General features: G+C 31.3%; 16 protein-coding genes and 1 riboswitch. Of the genes, 10 read left to right on the forward strand and 6 right to left on the reverse strand.

Annotated elements, in window-relative coordinates; all coding sequences use genetic code 11:
* Positions 1 to 5 precede the first annotated feature (5 nt).
* Entirely contained in the window at positions 6 to 2,381 is a 2,376-nt protein-coding gene (locus tag K7H06_RS03975; RefSeq protein ID WP_246637630.1) for a glycogen/starch/alpha-glucan phosphorylase, read from the forward strand.
* 226 nt (positions 2,382 to 2,607) lie between these two features.
* Positions 2,608 to 4,050: a M20 family metallopeptidase gene (locus K7H06_RS03980; protein ID WP_223038664.1), complete on the forward strand. Its 1,443-nt coding sequence runs from the start codon at positions 2,608 to 2,610 to the stop codon at positions 4,048 to 4,050.
* Positions 4,051 to 4,164: 114 nt separating this feature from the next.
* Here the strand turns inward: K7H06_RS03980 and K7H06_RS03985 are convergent, their stop codons facing one another.
* From K7H06_RS03985 to K7H06_RS04005, 5 genes are read right to left on the reverse strand one after another with little or no spacing between them, the layout of a single operon-like run.
* The gene (locus tag K7H06_RS03985) at positions 4,165 to 5,283 is read right to left on the reverse strand and encodes a threonine synthase (protein WP_223038665.1); all 1,119 of its coding nucleotides are present in this window, start codon (positions 5,281 to 5,283) and stop codon (positions 4,165 to 4,167) included.
* A 13-nt stretch (positions 5,284 to 5,296) separates the two neighbouring features.
* Complete coding sequence (locus tag K7H06_RS03990) at positions 5,297 to 6,196, reverse strand: acetamidase/formamidase family protein (protein WP_223038666.1); 900 nt, start codon at positions 6,194 to 6,196, stop codon at positions 5,297 to 5,299.
* Between the two features lie 16 nt (positions 6,197 to 6,212).
* A complete protein-coding gene (locus K7H06_RS03995) occupies positions 6,213 to 6,602 on the reverse strand; it encodes a RidA family protein (RefSeq protein ID WP_223038667.1) in 390 nt (129 codons plus the stop codon).
* Between the two features lie 60 nt (positions 6,603 to 6,662).
* On the reverse strand, positions 6,663 to 7,775 hold the full coding sequence (locus K7H06_RS04000; RefSeq protein WP_223038668.1) for an alanine racemase: 1,113 nt from the start codon (positions 7,773 to 7,775) through the stop codon (positions 6,663 to 6,665).
* A gap of 24 nt (positions 7,776 to 7,799) precedes the next feature.
* Positions 7,800 to 8,441 carry a helix-turn-helix transcriptional regulator gene (locus tag K7H06_RS04005; RefSeq protein ID WP_223038669.1) on the reverse strand — a complete coding sequence of 214 codons (642 nt, stop codon included), beginning with the start codon at positions 8,439 to 8,441 and terminating at the stop codon, positions 7,800 to 7,802.
* Positions 8,442 to 8,805: 364 nt separating this feature from the next.
* Between K7H06_RS04005 and K7H06_RS04010 the strand changes: the two genes are divergently transcribed.
* Positions 8,806 to 9,987, forward strand: coding sequence for an SAM-dependent methyltransferase (locus K7H06_RS04010; RefSeq protein WP_223038670.1), 1,182 nt, complete (start codon positions 8,806 to 8,808; stop codon positions 9,985 to 9,987).
* Between the two features lie 79 nt (positions 9,988 to 10,066).
* Here K7H06_RS04010 and K7H06_RS04015 read toward each other — a convergent pair whose 3' ends face one another.
* Entirely contained in the window at positions 10,067 to 11,317 is a 1,251-nt protein-coding gene (locus tag K7H06_RS04015; protein WP_223038671.1) for an NAD(P)-dependent oxidoreductase, read from the reverse strand.
* Positions 11,318 to 11,492: 175 nt separating this feature from the next.
* On the opposite strand from K7H06_RS04015, the gene K7H06_RS04020 reads away from it, so the two are divergent.
* The 7 genes from K7H06_RS04020 (at position 11,493) to metA (ending at position 19,628) form a co-directional block, all read left to right on the forward strand.
* The gene (locus K7H06_RS04020) at positions 11,493 to 13,448 is read left to right on the forward strand and encodes an NAD(P)/FAD-dependent oxidoreductase (protein ID WP_223038672.1); all 1,956 of its coding nucleotides are present in this window, start codon (positions 11,493 to 11,495) and stop codon (positions 13,446 to 13,448) included.
* Between the two features lie 353 nt (positions 13,449 to 13,801).
* Positions 13,802 to 14,680, forward strand: coding sequence for a DMT family transporter (locus K7H06_RS04025; RefSeq protein ID WP_246637631.1), 879 nt, complete (start codon positions 13,802 to 13,804; stop codon positions 14,678 to 14,680).
* A 168-nt stretch (positions 14,681 to 14,848) separates the two neighbouring features.
* Complete coding sequence (locus tag K7H06_RS04030; RefSeq protein ID WP_223038673.1) at positions 14,849 to 15,703, forward strand: ABC transporter ATP-binding protein; 855 nt, start codon at positions 14,849 to 14,851, stop codon at positions 15,701 to 15,703.
* Entirely contained in the window at positions 15,696 to 16,421 is a 726-nt protein-coding gene (locus K7H06_RS04035) for an ABC transporter permease (RefSeq protein ID WP_223038674.1), read from the forward strand. The genes K7H06_RS04030 and K7H06_RS04035 overlap by 8 nt, the downstream gene beginning before the upstream one ends.
* A gap of 1 nt (position 16,422) precedes the next feature.
* Positions 16,423 to 17,148, forward strand: coding sequence for an ABC transporter permease (locus tag K7H06_RS04040; protein WP_246637632.1), 726 nt, complete (start codon positions 16,423 to 16,425; stop codon positions 17,146 to 17,148).
* Between the two features lie 66 nt (positions 17,149 to 17,214).
* Positions 17,215 to 17,326, forward strand: a riboswitch (SAM riboswitch).
* A gap of 81 nt (positions 17,327 to 17,407) precedes the next feature.
* Positions 17,408 to 18,688: an O-acetylhomoserine aminocarboxypropyltransferase/cysteine synthase family protein gene (locus K7H06_RS04045; protein WP_223038676.1), complete on the forward strand. Its 1,281-nt coding sequence runs from the start codon at positions 17,408 to 17,410 to the stop codon at positions 18,686 to 18,688.
* Between the two features lie 25 nt (positions 18,689 to 18,713).
* Positions 18,714 to 19,628, forward strand: coding sequence for a homoserine O-acetyltransferase MetA (gene metA / locus K7H06_RS04050; protein ID WP_223038677.1), 915 nt, complete (start codon positions 18,714 to 18,716; stop codon positions 19,626 to 19,628).
* Positions 19,629 to 19,788: the final 160 nt, after the last annotated feature.

Consider the following 19,788-nt stretch of genomic DNA (forward strand, 5'->3'; position numbering starts at 1 on the left):
GAAGGATGTTGGATAGAAAAAAATTTAAGGAAAACATAGAGAGAATTATTAAAATAGATTTTGGGAAAACATTAAAGCAAGCTAAAGATGATGAAAAATATTATGCCATTTCAAAAGCTATAATGGAAGGTATTGTTGATGATTGGAGCAGGACAGAAAAAGCATACGCTAATGGAAAACAAGCTTATTATTTATCTGCAGAATTCTTAATGGGAAGGGCGTTAGGAAACAATCTAATCAATTTAGATATTTATGAAGAAGTTAAGGAAATTCTAAGTGAAATGAATATAGATATAAATGTAGTTGAAGAAATAGAAGAAGATGCAGGGTTAGGAAATGGAGGACTTGGAAGACTTGCAGCATGCTTTATGGACTCCTGTGCAACCATGAATTTACCAGTAACTGGTTATGGTATAAGATATAGTCATGGAATTTTCAAACAAAAGTTTGTAGATGGATTTCAAGTTGAAGAAGGAGACAATTGGCTAAAATATGGAGATCCTTGGTCATTAAGACGAGCTGATGATACAGTAATCATTGAATTTGCTGATGGGACAGTGAAGGCTGTTCCTTATGATACGCCAATCATAGGATATGGTACAAAAAATATTAACAAACTTAGATTATGGAAAGCTGAACCTATAAAAGATTTTGATTTTGATTTGTTTAACAGTCAAGAATATGATGAAGCCGTAAAAGAAAAGAATAGAGCAGAGGACATATCAAGGGTACTTTATCCTAATGACTCTAAAAATGAAGGGAAAATATTAAGATTGAAGCAGCAGTACTTTTTTGTATCAGCATCTTTAAAAGACATGGTTAAGAGATTTAAAGAGCAATTTGATCATGATTTTGAAAAATTTCCTGAGTATCATGCCATACAATTAAATGATACCCATCCTGTTGTAGCTATTCCAGAGCTTATGAGAATATTAATAGATGAAGAAGGATTAAGCTGGGAGGAATCTTTTAAAATTACAGTGAATACTTTTTCATATACAAACCACACCATATTAGCAGAAGCCCTAGAGCAGTGGTGGAATGGATTTTATAAAGAAATATTACCAAGAATTTATGAAATCATTAGAGAAATTGATAGAAGATTTGTCATAGAGCTAAAAGAAAAAAGATATAAGAATGATAAAATCAATCGTATGAGAATTATTGATGATAATATGATAAAAATGGCTCATTTAGCTATACATGGAACACACACGACCAATGGGGTTGCAAAGCTTCATACAGAGTTATTAAAGCATCAAGAGTTAAAAGACTGGTATGAACTTTATCCAAATAGATTTAAAAATAAAACAAATGGTATTACACCAAGAAGATGGGTAAAACTATGTAATAAGGAATTGTCAGAAATGTTTACAGAATTACTTGGAACAGATGATTGGGTGAATCAGTTAACTATGCTAAAAGAGCTTGAAAAGTATTTAGATGATAGAGCTGTTTTAAAAAGACTTTTAGCTATTAAAAAGAAAAAGAAAGAAGAATTAGCAGAATATATCCATATCCATGAAGGAATTCAGATCCATCCAGATTCTATATTTGATATTCAAATAAAGAGACTTCATGAATATAAGAGACAATTATTAAATGCTTTCCATATTTTAGATTTATATTATAGATTAAAAGAAAATCCTCAAATGGATATAGTTCCTAGAACTTTTATTTTTGGAGCAAAGGCAGCACCAGGCTATTTTAGAGCAAAGGGAATTATAAAGTTTATCAATGAGATGGCCAAACTTGTAAATAGTGACACGCAAATTAATGACAAAATCAAGGTTGTATTTGTACAGAATTACAGAGTGTCCTATGCAGAAAAATTATTTCCAGCAGCTGATATTTCTGAGCAAATATCTACAGCAGGAAAAGAAGCATCAGGGACAGGAAATATGAAATTTATGCTCAACGGAACACCTACACTAGGTACTTTTGATGGAGCAAACGTGGAAATCGTTGATGAAGCAGGAGAAGAAAACAACTTCATATTTGGTGCAAGGGTAGAAGAGATAGAAAAAATGAAGGAAACTTATGACCCAAAAGAATACTATGAAAAAGTACCAGGGTTAAAAAGAGTTGTAGATACATTAATAGATGGAACTTTTGACGATGGTGGAACAGGAATGTTTGAGGAAATTTATAATTCACTTCTTATGGGAGCAAGCTGGCATAAACCAGATAACTATTTCCTATTTAGAGACTTTGAGGATTATAGAGAAATTCATAAAGCGGTCGATAAAGCTTATGGAGACAAGATAGGATGGGCGAAAAAATGTTTAATGAATATAGCAAATAGTGGAAAATTCAGTAGTGATCGAACTATAGAAGAATATGCAAAAGAAATTTGGCATATAGAGACTAGAAAGATATAATGAAAAACTTCCATAAACATTCATGTTTATGGAAGTTTTTGTATTTTACAATTATAAATTCAAAAATACAAGGTAAAAAATTAAAATTAAGGAAATCAATAGAAAATATAGAATTTTATTTTATAATATATATAGATATGTCCTAAAACATCTAAAAAATAAAAAAGAAGAAATTTTAGGATATCTGTTTTGTGAAAAAAATTTATTCATTAGAAAGGATGTTATTATGATTGATAAAAAAAGAATATCTGAAATAATTGAGGAGAAGAAAAATATCTTTATAGAAGTAAATGATAAGATTTGGGAATATGCAGAAACACGGTTTGAAGAATATAAATCTGCAGATCTTTTGTGCAAGGTATTGAAGAATGAAGGTTTTAACGTTGAAAGAGATATTGCTGACATTACTACTGCTTTTTTAGGAAGTTATGGAAGTGGGAAGCCAGTTGTTGCCATACTAGGTGAATATGATGCTTTATCAGGGATAAGTCAAAAATGTGGGATTTCTAATAAAGAGAGTCTTATTGATGGAGGAAATGGTCATGGTTGTGGACACAATATATTAGGAGCAGGTGCTCTTGCTGCAGCAGTAGCTGTTAAAAATTATATGGAAGAAAACAACGTAAAGGGAACTATTCGATATTATGGTTGCCCTGGAGAAGAGGGGGGATCAGGAAAAGCGTTTATGGCAAGGAATGGTATTTTTGATGATGTGGATATTGCTTTAACGTGGCATCCAATGTCAAATAATGCAATTTTCTCTACCAGTTCTCTTGCAAACTATCAAATATATTTTAAATTTCATGGTAGAAGTGCCCATGCAGCAGCTTGTCCTCATTTAGGAAGAAGTGCGTTAGATGCTGTAGAATTAATGAATATAGGTGCAAATTATCTGAGAGAACATATTATTCCAGAGGCTCGTGTTCATTATGCAGTTACAAATACAGGTGGAAGTTCTCCTAATGTAGTACAACCTGAAGCAGAAGTATTATATCTTATTCGAGCACCTAAATTAGCACAAGTCCAAGAAATTTATGAAAGGGTATGCAAAATAGCAAAGGGAGCAGCTATGATGACAGAGACAGAATGTGAGATACTCTTTGATAAAGCTTGCTCTAACCTTATTCCTAATCATACTCTTGAAAAAATTCTTTATGAAAACTTCAAGGAAGTAGGTGCTCCAGTGTTTAATGAAGAAGAAAGAAAATTTGCGAAGAAGATAAGAACTACATTATCTGATTCTGATAAAGAGAATGAGATAAAAATGGCCGTTTCCCTTATGGGAAAAGAAGATAGAGAAATACTAAAAAAATTGAAACAAAAGGATTTATCGGATATACTCTTACCTTATAAACATTTTACTATGACCCTAGCTGGTTCTACTGATGTGGGGGATGTTAGTTGGGTGACACCAACGGCTCAAATAATTACAGCATGTAGTGCTTTTGGTACGCCAGCACATTCTTGGCAGACAGTAGCACAGGGGGCAACGAGTATAGCACATAAAGGAATGATCACCGCAGGAAAAGTTATTGCAATGACTGCTATAGACGTATTGGAAAATCCTGAAATTGCTGAAAAGGCTAAAGAAGAACTAAGAGAAAAGCTTGACGGAGATACTTATAATTGTCCAATTCCTAAAGGGGTGAAACCTTCAGCAATTAAGTAGGTTTTATTAGAAAAGGGGCCCTAGATAGTTTTTATCTAAAACTCCTTTTCTAATAGACTTTATTTTTTTATAATTAGGAATATAACTAGAAAAATTCCATTGATTTTTATTATGTTAATCTGCTTTTAAACCAGCTCCACACAAAGGAAGAATTATTTTTTTATCCTTTAGATTATTTGCTTTGGCATAATCAAAAAATCCTGCAAAGGTGGCAGCTGTAGTAGGTTCTACATAAAATCCTTTCTTTGCTAAGGTTTTTCTTGTTTTAACGATTTTGTCTTCTGGAGCAGTGATAATTTCGCCATTTGTATCTTTGATAGCTTCTAATATTTGCTTTCCACGTTTTGGCGCTGCAATGGCGATTCCTTCAGCTAAAGTGCCTGTATTTGTAATTTCATCTACAATCTTTTTTCCTTCGCGAAAGGCTTTGTAAATTGGTGCGCACCCATTAGCTTGAACAGCTATAATTTTAGGCATTTTTTTAATAAGACCTAAAGTGAGCAATTCTTTTAATCCATAGTATGCTCCTAAAAGGAGGGTACCATTACCTACAGGAATAACAAGAATATCAGGCATTTCACCATTTAGCTGTTCATAAATTTCATAGACATAAGTTTTTGTCCCTTGATAGAAAAATGGATTATAAACATGACTGGCATAAAAACCTTCTCCATTTTCTACTGCATGTAAGGCTGCTTTTGCTGTATCTTCTCTATTTCCTTTTACAATATGAACTTTTGCACTGTGGGATGAAATCTGCTTAATCTTTTTAGAAGAAGTCCCTTCAGGAACATAAATATCACATGCTATTCCTGCTCTGCTTGCATAAGCTGCTATGGATGTACCCGCATTACCACTGCTATCTTGAATAACTTTTTTTATTCCAAGTTCCTTAGCTTTAGCTATTAAAACTACAGCTCCTCTATCTTTGAAGGATAGAGTAGGCATTGAATAATCTACCTTTACTAGTAAATTAGGATTATGTTGATCAAGAGGGACAATAGGCGTTAAACCTTCACCCATAGTAAGGTTTTTCCACAAATTAAAATGATCATCAAAAGGAAGAGTTTTTAAATATCTAAATAAGTTCCATTCATTACTTAAAATATCTTCTTTTGAAAATAGAAAATCAAATTTTTCAAGGTCTAATAACCCTCCACATTCACATCTGAAAACTAGTGTTTTAGGATCATATATCTTTTGGCATTCACTGCATATATATTTGACTGACATAATATCCCCCTCCTTAAAACATTTTATAGTTATACTGGTTTAAAATAGACTTTGGAAACTCCATGCGAGCAGTCATTAAGGGGTCAACTACCTGACAAATTTTCAAATCTCCAACTAGGGATAAAAGCATTCCCGCTTCATAAGTGTCCATATTTAGTTCGTTAATTAAAAACTTATGCATGTTGATGGTTGCTTGCTTTGCTGCTGCATCTAAAGTCTTTTTAGATGCTATAGTCATAATATGTTCTCCTTCAACGACCATTGGTAAAGGTAATTCTTTGTTTTTTATTACGTTCACTTTTACCATAACTTCACCATCTACTTCTAATGCACATATTACAATTTCTCCATCTCCCATTACTGCATGTAGATCGCCAATGGATAACAATCCTCCCTTAGCATTTACAGTTAAATATACTGTAGAACCTTTGACGATTCTCTTACAATCCATATTTCCACCGTGCATATCAGGTACAGTTGTTTTGACATCTTCACCTTCAGGAGCGACTCCAATTACACCGATCATTGGGTTTATAGGTATTTGAATTTTTTCATTGAAAATAGCCTGATGGTCTTTTATAGGAATAATTTTAGATTTTGATTCTTTAAAAAATTCTCCCAAAACACCACTATTTGGTCTTGCTGCCATAACCCCTTTATCATTGATCTTTATATCTATAATTTGCACCTTTAAAATATCGCCAACCTCTGCTTCTTCAATATATAAAGGTCCTGTAGCTGGGTTGTTTAATTCACTTTTTATAGTGCTAAATAACTGATCTTCACTCTTAATTTGATTATTATAACAATCATAGGTTTCAAAAACAATTGTTTCACCTGAATTTATTCTTTTGATTGGTTTATTTTTTTTTGACATGGTAAATATAGAGTTATCTCTTTTTATTTTTTTCATTTTAATCACTCCACTATTATTCTACATCTTTCTTAACAGCAGCTATAGCTTCTATTTCAACCTGAAAACCAAAATGCAATTCCCTTGTAGGAACAACAGCTCTTGCTGGCTTGTGTTCTCCAAAAAAATCACTATAGACTTTATTTACTTTATCCCATAAGGATATATCTGGAATATAGATGGTTGTTTTTAAAACATGATTTTTATCACTATTTGCTTCTTTTAGAATCATTTCCATATTTTTAAGTACTCTTTCTGTTTCTTCTTCGATGTTTCCAAATTTCTTTTTTCCAGTGTCAGGGTCAACAGATAATTGTCCTGAAATAAACACCAAGTCATTATGAATAATTGCTTGAGAATAATGACCAGATGGTCTTAAAGCATTGTTTGTAGATATAATTTTCACTTGTGTTCCTCCTTGTTATTAAATAATCATAGAATGTTGATGTTATGTGATTCCATCAAATTATTGAGATTTTCCTCTACATAAAATAGGGATTTCCTTTAAAACTTTTCCGTTGGCAACAAGATAGGCTTGATCATATAAATTGCAGGTTGGACAAATATGATTTGGAATAATTTCAATTTTATTGCCAATATTGAGTGTATTCCTAAGTGTTCTATCATAAATAATCCCATGCTCATCAAATACACCACTTAATCGAAGGTTGTCAGAGTTTTTGATGAGTCCGTTTCCTGGGGTTATACAGATTCCTTTATTACGAGTTTGTGCTGTTAAAGCTTTAGCACCCGTATCTAAAATGATTCTCTCATCAGTAGGTTTGCTCATTACAGTAGCTAAAACGGTAGCGGCACATCTTTCAAAGTTATGGATAGCATTTCCTTGAGCAGCATCCATTAATATATAGGTGCCAGGTCTTATTTCTGTAATACCTTCAAGTATTTCACAGTGCATTAAAGATGGTGTAGCACCAATACTTACTGTATCTATTTTAATTCCTAAATCTCTGATGATATTTGCTGCTTTTATGGTTTTTCTTTGACATTCTACGGCAATTTTTATGCAGTCATCAATAGTTTCTGCACTATAAGCATGCCCTTCATGGGAAAAGATACCTTTTAAAATGACTTTCTTTTTTTCTTGAATATATTTTGAGAGTTTAATTAAATCTTTATCTTTTATAATGCCACTTCTGTTTTCACCTACTTCTAATTCTATAAGGACTTCAATGCCTGTTTTTTCGTTCTTAAATATCTCTTCCAATTGATCTACTTGAAATTCATTGTCTACACCTATTCGAATTTTGATCTTTCGATTCAAAGATTTAATCCTTTCAAGTTTAGGAATACCTACGATTTCATTGGCGATAAATATATCATTTAGTCCATTTTCAGCCATGATCTCTGCTTCGCCAACCTTTGCTACGGTAATTCCACAAGATCCTTCTTCAACTTGGATTTTAGCTAAATCTGGCATGCGATGAGTCTTCGTATGGGGTCTTAGATTAACCTTATAGGCATTTGCTTTTTGTTGCATAAACCGAATGTTTTCCATCATAATGTCATAGTCAATCAATAGTGCGGGTGTGTCTATAGATGTATAACTTGATTGAATCATATTTATTCCTCCTTATTCAAATTTTCATAATGAAGACTTTTTTATTTCATCTAAGTAACTGTAAACTGTTACTTTTGAGATGTTTAGTTTGGATGCTACTTTTTCAATGGCACCTTTCATTAAGAATATTCCTTTTTTCTCCATGAAATGAATCAATGAAATTTTATCTTTTCTTTTTAAATCATCAACATTTACATTGCCAACAATTTTATCAATTAAATCATCAACGATTTCCATTACATGCTCAAAGGGTTCCACATCATTTGTTATTTGTTCTTCTTCTTCTACATGTAGAAAGTCATCTAAAAATTTCTTCATATCTTTCATAGCTTCTAGATCATAGTTGACACACAAAGCACCAATGACTTCACCGTTTGCATTTCGGATAAGGGAAGTAGAAGATTTTATTTCTTTACCATCTTTTGTAGTGGTCATATAATTTGCTGTATAGTCTCCATGAAAATTTCTAGATAATAGAACTTGTTTTACTAAATGATCAAAAGATTGTCCAATTGTTCTGCCTGTTACATGATTATTCACAGCATAGATGACTGAATTTTGAGGAACAGATAAATCGTGAATAACAACTTCACAATTTTCTCCAAATGTTTTTGCAATTAAATTAGCTATAGGGATATACCCGTTTAATGCTTCGTTTATTTTCATTGTTATAATCACCTCTAATGTATAAAAAAATATATAAAATCATATAAAAAAGTATGTTTGATACAATTTTATAGTTTATTTACTTTAAATTATATAATAAATTATACAAAAAGCAATAAAAATATATAAAAAATTATATAATTTGTATTGTAGGGAATTTGTAAAAAAATTTTAATTATGATAAAAGGTAGTATTTTCGATTAAGAAAGAGCTATTTAGAAAGTGTACATTGATAGATATAGATAAAAATTAATTTTGAGATAATTCCCACCTTTTACTGGATTTCCTTTATTTGATTACAAAAAAGTATAATGCTATAATACAAATGGAAAATATTTGTAAAAATAATAAAGGGGATGTTTTCATGGAGTTTGAAAAATTTTTTATCGATAAGTTTTTCAAAAAATTATCCAAAGAAACTTTCACTGTGGCCTATTGGGATAATGAAAGACGTCAGTATGGAAGAGACTTATCTAAATTTACAATTGTATTAAACAAACCTATTCCTAAGTACAAAATATTAGAGGATCCTTATTTAGCTTTTGGAGAAGCCTATATGGATGGAGATATAGATTTTAAAGGAAATTTGAGGCAAGTTTTAGAATCTGTATATAAGAATGAGGAAAGTTTTTTAAGTACTCCTAATATTATAAAAAAGATATCCCATATCATTCCTACTTCTATGCATCAGCAGAAAGAGGATATTCAATATCATTATGATTTGGGAAATGATTTTTATAAGTTATGGCTTGATGAAACAATGAGTTATTCATGTGGTTATTTTGAAAAAGAAAATGAGTCTTTATATGAGGCACAACTAAATAAAATTCAACATATATTAAAAAAATTACAATTAAAAAAAGGACAAAGGATTTTAGATATAGGCAGTGGATGGGGTTGGCTCATTATAGAAGCTGCTAAAAAATATGGTGTTAAATCGTTAGGAATTACTTTAAGTGAAGAACAATACAAAAAAACAAAAGAAAGGATAAAAAAAGATGGATTAGAAGATTTAGTAGATGTAAAACTAATGGATTATAGACATTTAGCAGATTCCGATACAAAATTCGATAGAATTGTAAGTGTTGGAATGGTTGAACATGTTGGAAGAGCGAGTCTTAATGAATATATGGAAACCATTGATAAACTCCTTAAACCTAGAGGAATATCTTTACTTCATTGTATAACAGGTCAAGTAGAAAGTGAAGTGAATGAATGGATAAAAAAATACATATTTCCAGGAGGATATATCCCTTCAGTAAGAGAACTGGTTGCTATGATGCCTGATTATGATTTTCACCTTGTAGATATGGAGAGCTTAAGACTACACTATTTTAAAACCCTTAAAAAGTGGGCAGAAAACTTTGAAGGAGTTATAGATCAAGTAAGAAATATGTATGATGAAAAGTTTATAAGAATGTGGAGAATGTATCTAAATGGCTGTGCAGCTTCTTTTCATCATGGTGTAATAGACGTACATCAATTTTTATTTACGAAGGGTTTGAATAATGATTTACCTCTAACAAGGAAATATTTGTACAAATAGGGTGTTTAAATAAACTTGGGAATTTATCAAGGTTAAAATGCAAGTTTATACATATATCCTAATGGAATAACAAATTATTTTAGTTAGTAGAAGCTGTATACTTTTTTGAAACATATTCATGTATCGCTTCAGCAACTTTCTTTGAATAATTTACTGCTTCTACTACTGTTTTAGCACCTGTGACTACATCTCCAGATGCAAATACGCCTTCTTTTGTAGTTCTTCCACATTCATCTGTGATGACAAGGCCATATTTATTTACATTTATGCCTTTCGTAGTAGAAATAATATTTGATTTAGGACCTTGACTGATTGCTATAATGATGGAATTACATTTGAATAATCCTTTTGAATCATCTATATTTATTATTTTTTCCTCATTTTCATTTTTAACTTTTTTTGTTTGAACATAGGATACACCTTCATGAGTAAATGCAATAGGTGTTTTATAAAGTTCAAATTTAACCCCATCAATTTTAGCGTATTCTAATTCATGCTTCCCGGCTGGAATATCTTCCATCCCTTTTCTATACATGATGTATACTTCTTGTGACCCTTTTCTTAAAGCTGTTCTAGCAACATCCATAGCAACATTTCCTGCACCAATGACACATACATGGTTTCCTAGGGTATAAACGTCAGGATTTTTTAAATAATCTATAGCATAATGAACATGACCTAGACTTTCACCTTTGATATTCAATTTCATAGGTTTCCATACACCTGTCCCAATAAATAGAGCATCAAATCCATCTCTAAAAAGATCTTCAATGGTTAGGACTGGGCCTATTAAAGTATTAGGTCGAATGACTACACCTAATTTGGTTAATGTATCTTTTAATCTATTGATGATATCTTTAGGAAGTCTAAATTCTGGAATACCATACCTTAATACGCCGCCTATTTGATCATGAGCTTCAAATATTGTTACATGATATCCCTTCAAAGAGAGGATAAAAGCTATGGTGATTCCAGCAGGACCAGAACCGATTATTCCAATATTTCCTTTTAATTTTTCTTTAGGCTTTAAATCCATTACATTTAAACTATAATCAGAAATATAGTTTTCGATAGAGCTTATTTGAATAGGATTTGATTTAATCCCTAATATACAATTTCCTTCACATTGCTTTTCGAGGGGGCAAACTAAAGAACATACAAGGGAGAGTGGATTATTCTTAAATAAGGTTTCACCAGCTTTATGAATATTTCCTTCTAGTAGCAAATTGATCATTTCAGGTATAGGTGTGTTTACAGGACATCCTTTTTGACATTTTGGACTTTTACATTGAAGACATCTTTTTGCTTCATCTAGTATATGGGTTCCCACAGTATCAACTCCTAAAAATTTTGAAATTTACATACTTTTACTATATAATATTTGCGTTTTTTAATTTGTTTAATCATGAATCAAGAACTATGTTGAAAGAGAATGGAAATTATAGTAAAAAAGCTATATAATTTTTTATATAGTTTTTTTATGAATAAGAGGAGGAAAATTATAATTGAAGTATAAAAATTTATTTTCAAAAGGTAGAATCAGCAATCTAATACTCAAAAACCGAGTGATTATGTTGCCTATGAGTGTGGGGATAGCTGATAAGGATGGAAATCCAACAGATGAAACAATTTCTTACTATAAAGAAAGAGCAAGGGGTGGAGTAGGACTAATTATTTTAGGAGCATTAAAGGTAAATGATAAGCATGGAACCATTGAAGCTCATCAATTATCTATAGCTCATGATGAAAATATATATGCCTTTAAAAAATTGGTAGATGTTGTTCATCAATATGATGTAAAAGTTTTTGCGCAACTGGCTCATCCAGGGAGACAAACCTTTTCTATATTAAATGGAGAAAGAAGTCTTGTTGCCCCAAGTGCAATTCCCTGTGTAGTTTGTAGACAAGAAACAAGAGCATTAACGGTAGATGAGATTGAAGAAATTATTCAAGATTTTGTTGAAGGTGCAGCAAGATTAAAGAATTCTGGTATGGATGGAGTAGAGCTACATGCTGCTCATGGGTATTTAATCAATCAATTTTTAAGTCCCTATACAAATAAACGAACAGATGAATATGGTGGATGTTTTGAAAATAGAATGAAATTCATCGCTGAAATCATTCAAGGAATAAGAGACAAATGCGGAAAAAATTATCCTATCAGTGTAAGATTATCTAGTGATGAATTTTTAAAAGACTTTGGAATAAAAGAAGAGGGGATTACTTTAAAAGAAGGGGTGAAAATATCAAAATACCTAGAAAATATAGGGGTAGATGCAATCAATGTATCTTCGGGTGTTTATGCAACTACCAATACTATCATTGAGCCAATTTCTTATGAACAAGGTTGGAGAAAACATCTATCAAAGGCAGTGAAAAGAGCTGTGAATATTCCTGTTATAGGAGCAAATATTATTAGAAAACCATCATTTGCAGAAAGTTTATTAGAAGAGGATGTTGTTGATTTTGTAGCTTTAGGAAGAGGGCTCATTGCAGAATCTGAATGGGTAAATAAAGCGAAAGAGCATAGAGAAAAAGAGATTCGCCCATGTATTTCATGTTTAAATTGTATTGAATCTGTTCTTAAAGAGAGACCTATGGAATGTGCAGTAAATGCAGTTGCTGGAAAAGAATTAATATTTAAAGATATAAAAAAAGATGGGAAAGGAAGGACTGTAGTAATTATTGGTGCAGGTCCTGCTGGAATGGAAGCTGCCAAAGTACTTGCAATGAGAGGATTCAAACCAGTTATTTTTGAAAAAGAAAATAGGGCAGGTGGACAACTACAATTAGCCAATAAACCTCCTAAAAAAGAAAAGATTACATGGCTGATTGAATATATGCTAGAGGAAATGAATAGACTTGGTGCAACATTAAGATTAAGTACTAAAGCTACAATAGAAGAAATAAGAGAATTAAATCCATATGCAGTGTTTATAGCTACGGGATCAAAACCACTCATTCCTGCCATTGAGGGGATAAATGGAAAGAATGTTCATATTGTACCAAAAGTATTAAAGGGACAAGTAAAATTAGAAGGAAAAAAAGTTGTTGTGATAGGATCAGGAATGACTGGACTTGAAACAGCAGAGTTCTTAGCAGAACAAGGAAATCAGGTGATGATTATTGAGATGCTAAATAAGATTGGAAAAGGTATTTATACGCCAAATCGAATGGATATTTTAAGAAAGTTAAATAAATATAGAGTACAAATGTTACCAAGCTATCAATTAGAAAAAATCATAGATAAAAAGATGATTGTTAGAAATTTAATTAAGGATGAATTGATTGAAAGAGAAGTTGATCATGTGGTTCTTTCGTTAGGGGTAAAACCAGAAAATAAAATGGTAGAAGAGATAAAGAAAAACTTTGATAACGTAAAAGTCATAGGAGATGCCAATAAGATTGGAAGAGTAGGGGAAGCTATTAAGGCAGGGTTTATGGAAGGGTATAATTTGTGATCGTAATATTTTTATAGTGTCTAGGAAGTAATATTAATATTATATAATAGTAAGGGTAAGGGATAAAGGGACAGCTGTATTGTCCCTTAATTGTAAGATATGTTGACATATGGTAAGATAATACTGTCTTAATATAGAAGTGGTTTTAAAAATTTTTAAGGGGGAGTTTTTTTGGAAAACAGAAATCTATATATAATCCCATAAGTCTAGATAAATGCTTTTTAATAACAGATTATAAATATGTCATTAGATAAAAAGCAAAAATCTGTTGAGTGAAAATTAAAAAACAAAATACCCTTTTAATAATAAACATAGTTAACAGATTTTTGCTATAAATTAAGGGGGTTATATCAATGGATTTAGGAAAAATATCTAGAATGAAGGAACAAAAAAATAAAAGTCTTATAGAAGTACATATAGCAGTTTTATTTTTTGGACTTGCAGGTTTGTTTGGAAAGCTTATTTTGCTTCCATCCTTAGTAATTGTTTTCGGAAGGGTTGTATTTGCTTCACTATTTTTAGGGAGCATATTACTTTTGAAAAAACAAAGCATTCGATTAGAAAAAGGAAAAGACTATTGTTATTTTATTATACTAGGATTTATTCTAGCCCTTCATTGGGTTACGTTTTTTCTAGCTATACAAATGTCTACTGTAGCAATAGGATTATTAATGTTTTCAACATTTCCTGTATTTGTGACTTTCATAGAACCGGTATTTTTTAAGTATAAAATTTGCATGAAAGATATAGTTATAGCAGTTATTACATTCTTTGGAGTTAGTTTTGTAATGCCAGAATTTAAATTTGAAAGTAGTATTACCCAGGGGGCATTATGGGGAATATTATCTGGATTTACATTTGCTATCCTTTCAATTTTGAATAAAAAATATGTAGGTAAGTATAACAGCATAGTTATATCATTTTATCAAGATTTGGTTGCTACACTTTTACTCCTACCACTTATTTTAGTTTTGAAACCTATATTTCAAACGAAAGATGTAATATTTATTGCTGTATTAGGAATTGTCTTTACAGGGATCGCTCATACTTTATTCATCAATGGGTTAAAAAATGTGAAAGCTCAAACTGCAAGTATTATTGCAAGTTTGGAACCTGTTTATGGGATACTTGCTACTGCAATAATAATAGGAGAAATTCCATCTTTACGAGAGATCGTGGGAGGGATCATTATTTTAGCTACTACTAGTTATGCAACATTTAAAACAAAATAAGGGGTTGCTCAAAGTGAAATAAGGATGGTTATTTGAGTATAAAAATAATTAGAAGGCTACAACAGCCTTCTTTTGTTGTTTTTTTGTTCCTTTTCTTTCGATTGATAAAAAATAGTTGTCTTGCGCATAATGATAATATAAATAAGTATTTTGAAAAGAGGTACAATCATGTTTGAAGTAAAAAATTTAAATTTTAAGTACCCTAAAAATAAGGAAAGTACCATAAAAGGAATTACTTTTCATATGAAAGATGGAGAAATCTTTGGTCTATTAGGACCTAGTGGTGTAGGGAAGAGTACCACACAAAAAATACTGATTAAGCTTTTAGGTCAGTATGATGGAGAAGTATTATATAAGGGAAAAGATTTAAAAACATATGGAAAAGATTTTTATGAGAATATTGGTGTGGGTTTTGAAATGCCTGTTCATTTTTCAAAACTTACAGCTGAGGAGAATTTGAGTTTTTTCAAAAAGCTATATAAATCTAATGCAGATACAGATAACTTATTGAAACAAGTAGGACTTTATGAAGATAGAAATAAAAAGATCAATGAATATTCAAAAGGGATGAAGGTAAGACTCAACTTTGTAAGAGCATTACTAAATGACCCTAAAGTTTTATTTTTAGATGAGCCTACAAATGGATTAGACCCTAAAAATGCAAGGATTATGAAGAAAATGGTGAAGGAATTTCAGAAAAAAGGTGGGACCGTTTTATTAACAACCCATCTAATGAATGATGTGGATGAACTATGTGATCGTGTGGCTTTTATGGTAGATGGTAAAATAGCAGAAATTGATACACCTAAAAATTTAAAATTAAAGCATGGAAAAAGAGAAGTGGCTGTAGAATATAAAGAAGACAATTCTGTGAAGAAAGATTCTTTTAGTTTAGACGGTTTAGGAAAGAATGAAAAATTCTTAAGTATTATTAAAACGAAAGAAATTATCACCATGCATAGTAAAGAAACTTCCCTTGATGATATTTTTATTAAAGTGACAGGGGTGGAAGAGCATGAGTAGTATAATGGTTTTGTTTATAGGAGAACTTCAACGAATGAAGAAATATAATATTTTCGCAGCAAGTTTTGTTCTTTCATTAATTTGGATTGGAATTCTGCAATTTACAGAGATTAAAGATGTTAGTGGAATATTTCCCTTGTTGATTTTTATAGATATAACCTCTATGGCTATGCTGATGATTGGTGTAACTATGTTTTTTGAAAAACAAGAAGGGGTTATGAAAACTTTGTTGGTGTCTCCTATTAGTAAAGGAGAATATATAATAGGGAAAACAGTTGCCAATATTCTTTCGAATATTATAACATTAATGATTCTGTATTTCTATGCAAAATTATTTAAAGAAATCCATGTAAATATTATCTTATTACTTGGATTTGTCATATTGATTGCTTTTTTTCATTCTATGATTGGTTTTATCCTTACCTATTATTCAAAGGATTTTACAGAACTATTAATCGGTATGAGTAAATATAGTTTTATATTGATGATTCCAGTATTGTTAGAACAGGTAGGACTCATTAAAAATGAACTCATCAAAAAACTTTTTTATATGCTTCCTACAAAAGCTTCACTACTTTTATTACAATCTTGTGTGGGAGGAATCAAAAATTGGGAGATTGTTTTTTCTACCCTTTATTTAATCATTATTTCAATACTATTGTACTTTTTTGTGCATAAAAAATTTGATGAATTTGCCATAAAGGAAAGTGGTGTTTAATATGTATAGCAGTTTTATAAAAAGTGAATTCAAAAAATGGATGAGAGATCCTTTGATGGGATTTATGGTATTTTATCCAATTTTATTTGGCATAATAGGAAGATATTTATTGCCTTTTATTGGGGAAAATAGTGATTTTCATATAAATATGTATGCAGATTTAATTGTTGTCATCTTAACCTTAATGACACCTCAAATTTATGGAGCATTGATGGCCTTTTCTATTTTAGATGACAGAGATGACAATATTTTTACATCTATAAGGGTGACCCCCCTTAGTATCCATCAGTTCCTGTCTTTTCGATTAATTATTGTTACCATCCTTTCTTTTTTAGCTTGTGTTTATGTCATGTGGTTTTCAGATATTGGGGGTTTGTCTACAAGAAATATTTTAAGTATTTCTTTCTTAGCATCCTTAGCTGCACCTATGACTGGATTATTTATCAATCTTTTATCAAATAATAAAATTGAAGGTTTTGCAGTCATGAAAGGAACAGGAATTATACTGGTTTTTCCGATTATTGCATTATTTTTTATAGATAAAAAAGAATTGCTTTTTTCCTTTGCACCAGGTTTTTGGCCTGCGAAAGCAATTAGCAGTTTGATTAGAGGAGAAGGAAAATTACTTTTAACCTATCATCAGTATTATTTTATTGGATTAGTCTATATTATTTTACTAAATGCAATGGTATATCAGGTATTTTTAAGAAAAGAGAAACGAATATAAAATTTATCTTGACATTATTGCATAAAAATTATAAAATAATGATTAAATAATTTAATAGTCTGAAAATTCTTATCTAGAGAGGTGGAGGGAATGGCCCTAAGAAACCTCGGCAACCAGCAAGTGATAAGCTTGAAAAGGTGCTAATTCCAACAGAATTTATTATTCTGAAAGATGAGAAGAAACTGATGTTATCCAAATATAGGTAATGACAGTCTTCTCCATTTTTCAGGGGAAGATTTTTTTATTAGGAGGGATACACATGGAAAAAAATTTTAGAAAAGGAACATTATGCGTACAGGGATTATATGATCCAAAGGGAGGAGAAGCAAGAGTCTTACCTATTGTACAAAGTACAACTTATAGGTATGAGGATTCAGATGAGGTAGCAGATTTATTTGATTTAAAAAAAGCAGGACATATGTATTCAAGAATCAGTAATCCTACTGTTTCTGCCTTTGAAGAGAAAATAAATGCATTAGAAGGTGGAGTGGGTGCTGTTGCAGCAGCTTCTGGTCAATCTGCAACTACTTTAGCATTTTTAAATATTTGTCAAAGTGGTCAGCATATTGTAGCTGCATCTACTATATATGGAGGAACTTATAATCTTTTATCAACAACTTTCAAAAAATTAGGGATAGAGGTATCCTTTGTAGACCCAGAGGCAGACGAAGACGAGATTATAAAACATTTTAAAGAAAATACAAGAGCTATTTTTGGAGAAACCATAGGAAATCCTGGTTTAAATATATTAGACTTTGAAAAATTCGCTCGTATTGCAAAAAAAATGGATGTTCCTTTCATTGTAGACAATACATTAGCGACACCATGCCTTTGTCGTCCTTTTGAATTAGGAGCAAACATTATTATTCACTCAACCACCAAATATACGGATGGTCATGCAACAAGTGTAGGGGGAGTAGTAATCGATGGAGGAAATTTCAATTGGGATAATGGAAAATATCCAGAACTTACAGAACCTGATCCAAGCTATCATGGAATTAAATACGTGGAAAGCTTTGGCGAATTGGCATATATCATTAAGGCGCGAGTACAGCTTTTAAGAGATTATGGATGTTGTATGAGTCCATTTAACGCGTTTCTATTTCATTTAGGATTAGAGACACTCCATTTGAGAATGGAAAGACATAGTCAAAATGCGTTAAAGCTCGCTCAGTTTTTAGAAAATCATGAAATGGTTAATTGGGTAAGTTATCCATCACTTTCTCAGCATTCAAGCTATGAAAAATGTAAAAAATATCTACCTGATGGAGCAAGTGGCATCCTTACCTTTGGTATAAAAGGAGGAGCAGAGGCAGGAAAAGAATTAGCGAAGCATTTGAAGTTAGTTGCTTTGGTTGTTCACTTAGGAGATGCAAGAACATCTCTACTACATCCTGCAAGTACGACTCATAGACAGCTTACAAAGGAACAGCAAATTGCTTCAGGGGTTCTGCCTGATTTGATAAGGGTTTCTGTAGGAATTGAAAATGTGGAAGATCTTATCGAAGATTTTGATCAAGCACTAAATAAAATGAAATAAAAATATTTAAAATGGAGGTGTACTTATGCCAGTAATCGTTCCCAAAAATCTTCCTGCTGTGGATATTTTGATAAAAGAAAATATTTTTATCATGAATAAAGCCCAAGCTTTACATCAGGATATTCGATCTTTAAGGATTGCTATTTTAAATTTAATGCCAAAAAAAATTGAAACAGAAACACAATTACTTTCATTGATTGCCAATAGTCCCATACAAGTAGATGTAGAGTTACTTCATCCTAAAACTTATCAATCAAAAAATACTTCTGAAAAGCATTTGCTTAATTTTTATAAAACCTTTGAAGAAGTGAAAGATCAAAAATTTGATGGGATGATTATTACAGGTGCACCTGTTGAACTCATGGAATTTGAAGCGGTAGATTATTGGGATGAATTAAAAGAAATCATGGAATATACAAAGACAAATGTTATGTCAACAGTGCATATATGCTGGGGTGCACAAGCTGGACTTTATTATCATTATGGGGTACCTAAGTATGAATTAAAGGAAAAAATGTTTGGTATTTTTCCACATACTATTACTAAAAAGAAGACACAGCTTTTAAGAGGATTTGATGATGAATTCTATGTACCTCATTCACGGCATACAGAAGTACTTCGAGAGGATATAGAAAAAATACCAAACTTAGAAATTTTGACAGAATCTGAAGATTCTGGAGTTCATATTGTAGCTAGCAAGGACCGAAGACAGATTTTTATTACAGGACATTCGGAATATGATCCTTATACATTAAAAAATGAGTATGAAAGAGATGTTAAGAAGGGAATGGATATTGCAATACCAAAGAATTATTTTAAAGAGGACGACCCTTCAAAGGAACCTATTGTAAGATGGAGAGGGCATGCAAACTTATTGTTTAAAAACTGGATTAATTATGTTTATCAGGTAACACCTTATGATATAGAGGAGATTGTTTAGTGGATAAACTTATGAAAAAATTGTATAAATAGGAAACGAAAAAGACACGGAAATTAGCCGTGTCTTTTGATATATGCGAGATTTATGTGGAAAATATTTTTTTTGACAATATAAATGGCATAATTCATACTAAAATTATAGTAGTACTACATGTACTACT

This window comes from Crassaminicella profunda (genome assembly GCF_019884785.1).
Taxonomy (GTDB): domain Bacteria; phylum Bacillota; class Clostridia; order Peptostreptococcales; family Thermotaleaceae; genus Crassaminicella; species Crassaminicella profunda.

Bases quoted from the DNA above. Each gene is read 5' to 3' on its own strand.
- K7H06_RS03975 (WP_246637630.1), top strand. From the start codon at position 6: ATGTTGGATAGAAAAAAATTTAAGGAAAACATAGAGAGAATTATTAAA.
- K7H06_RS03980 (WP_223038664.1), top strand. From the start codon at position 2,608: ATGATTGATAAAAAAAGAATATCTGAAATAATTGAGGAGAAGAAAAAT.
- K7H06_RS03985 (WP_223038665.1), bottom strand. From the start codon at position 5,283: ATGTCAGTCAAATATATATGCAGTGAATGCCAAAAGATATATGATCCT.
- K7H06_RS03990 (WP_223038666.1), bottom strand. From the start codon at position 6,196: ATGAAAAAAATAAAAAGAGATAACTCTATATTTACCATGTCAAAAAAA.
- K7H06_RS04000 (WP_223038668.1), bottom strand. From the start codon at position 7,775: ATGATTCAATCAAGTTATACATCTATAGACACACCCGCACTATTGATT.
- K7H06_RS04005 (WP_223038669.1), bottom strand. From the start codon at position 8,441: ATGAAAATAAACGAAGCATTAAACGGGTATATCCCTATAGCTAATTTA.
- K7H06_RS04010 (WP_223038670.1), top strand. From the start codon at position 8,806: ATGGAGTTTGAAAAATTTTTTATCGATAAGTTTTTCAAAAAATTATCC.
- K7H06_RS04025 (WP_246637631.1), top strand. From the start codon at position 13,802: ATGGATTTAGGAAAAATATCTAGAATGAAGGAACAAAAAAATAAAAGT.
- K7H06_RS04030 (WP_223038673.1), top strand. From the start codon at position 14,849: ATGTTTGAAGTAAAAAATTTAAATTTTAAGTACCCTAAAAATAAGGAA.
- K7H06_RS04035 (WP_223038674.1), top strand. From the start codon at position 15,696: ATGAGTAGTATAATGGTTTTGTTTATAGGAGAACTTCAACGAATGAAG.
- K7H06_RS04040 (WP_246637632.1), top strand. From the start codon at position 16,423: ATGTATAGCAGTTTTATAAAAAGTGAATTCAAAAAATGGATGAGAGAT.
- K7H06_RS04045 (WP_223038676.1), top strand. From the start codon at position 17,408: ATGGAAAAAAATTTTAGAAAAGGAACATTATGCGTACAGGGATTATAT.
- metA (WP_223038677.1), top strand. From the start codon at position 18,714: ATGCCAGTAATCGTTCCCAAAAATCTTCCTGCTGTGGATATTTTGATA.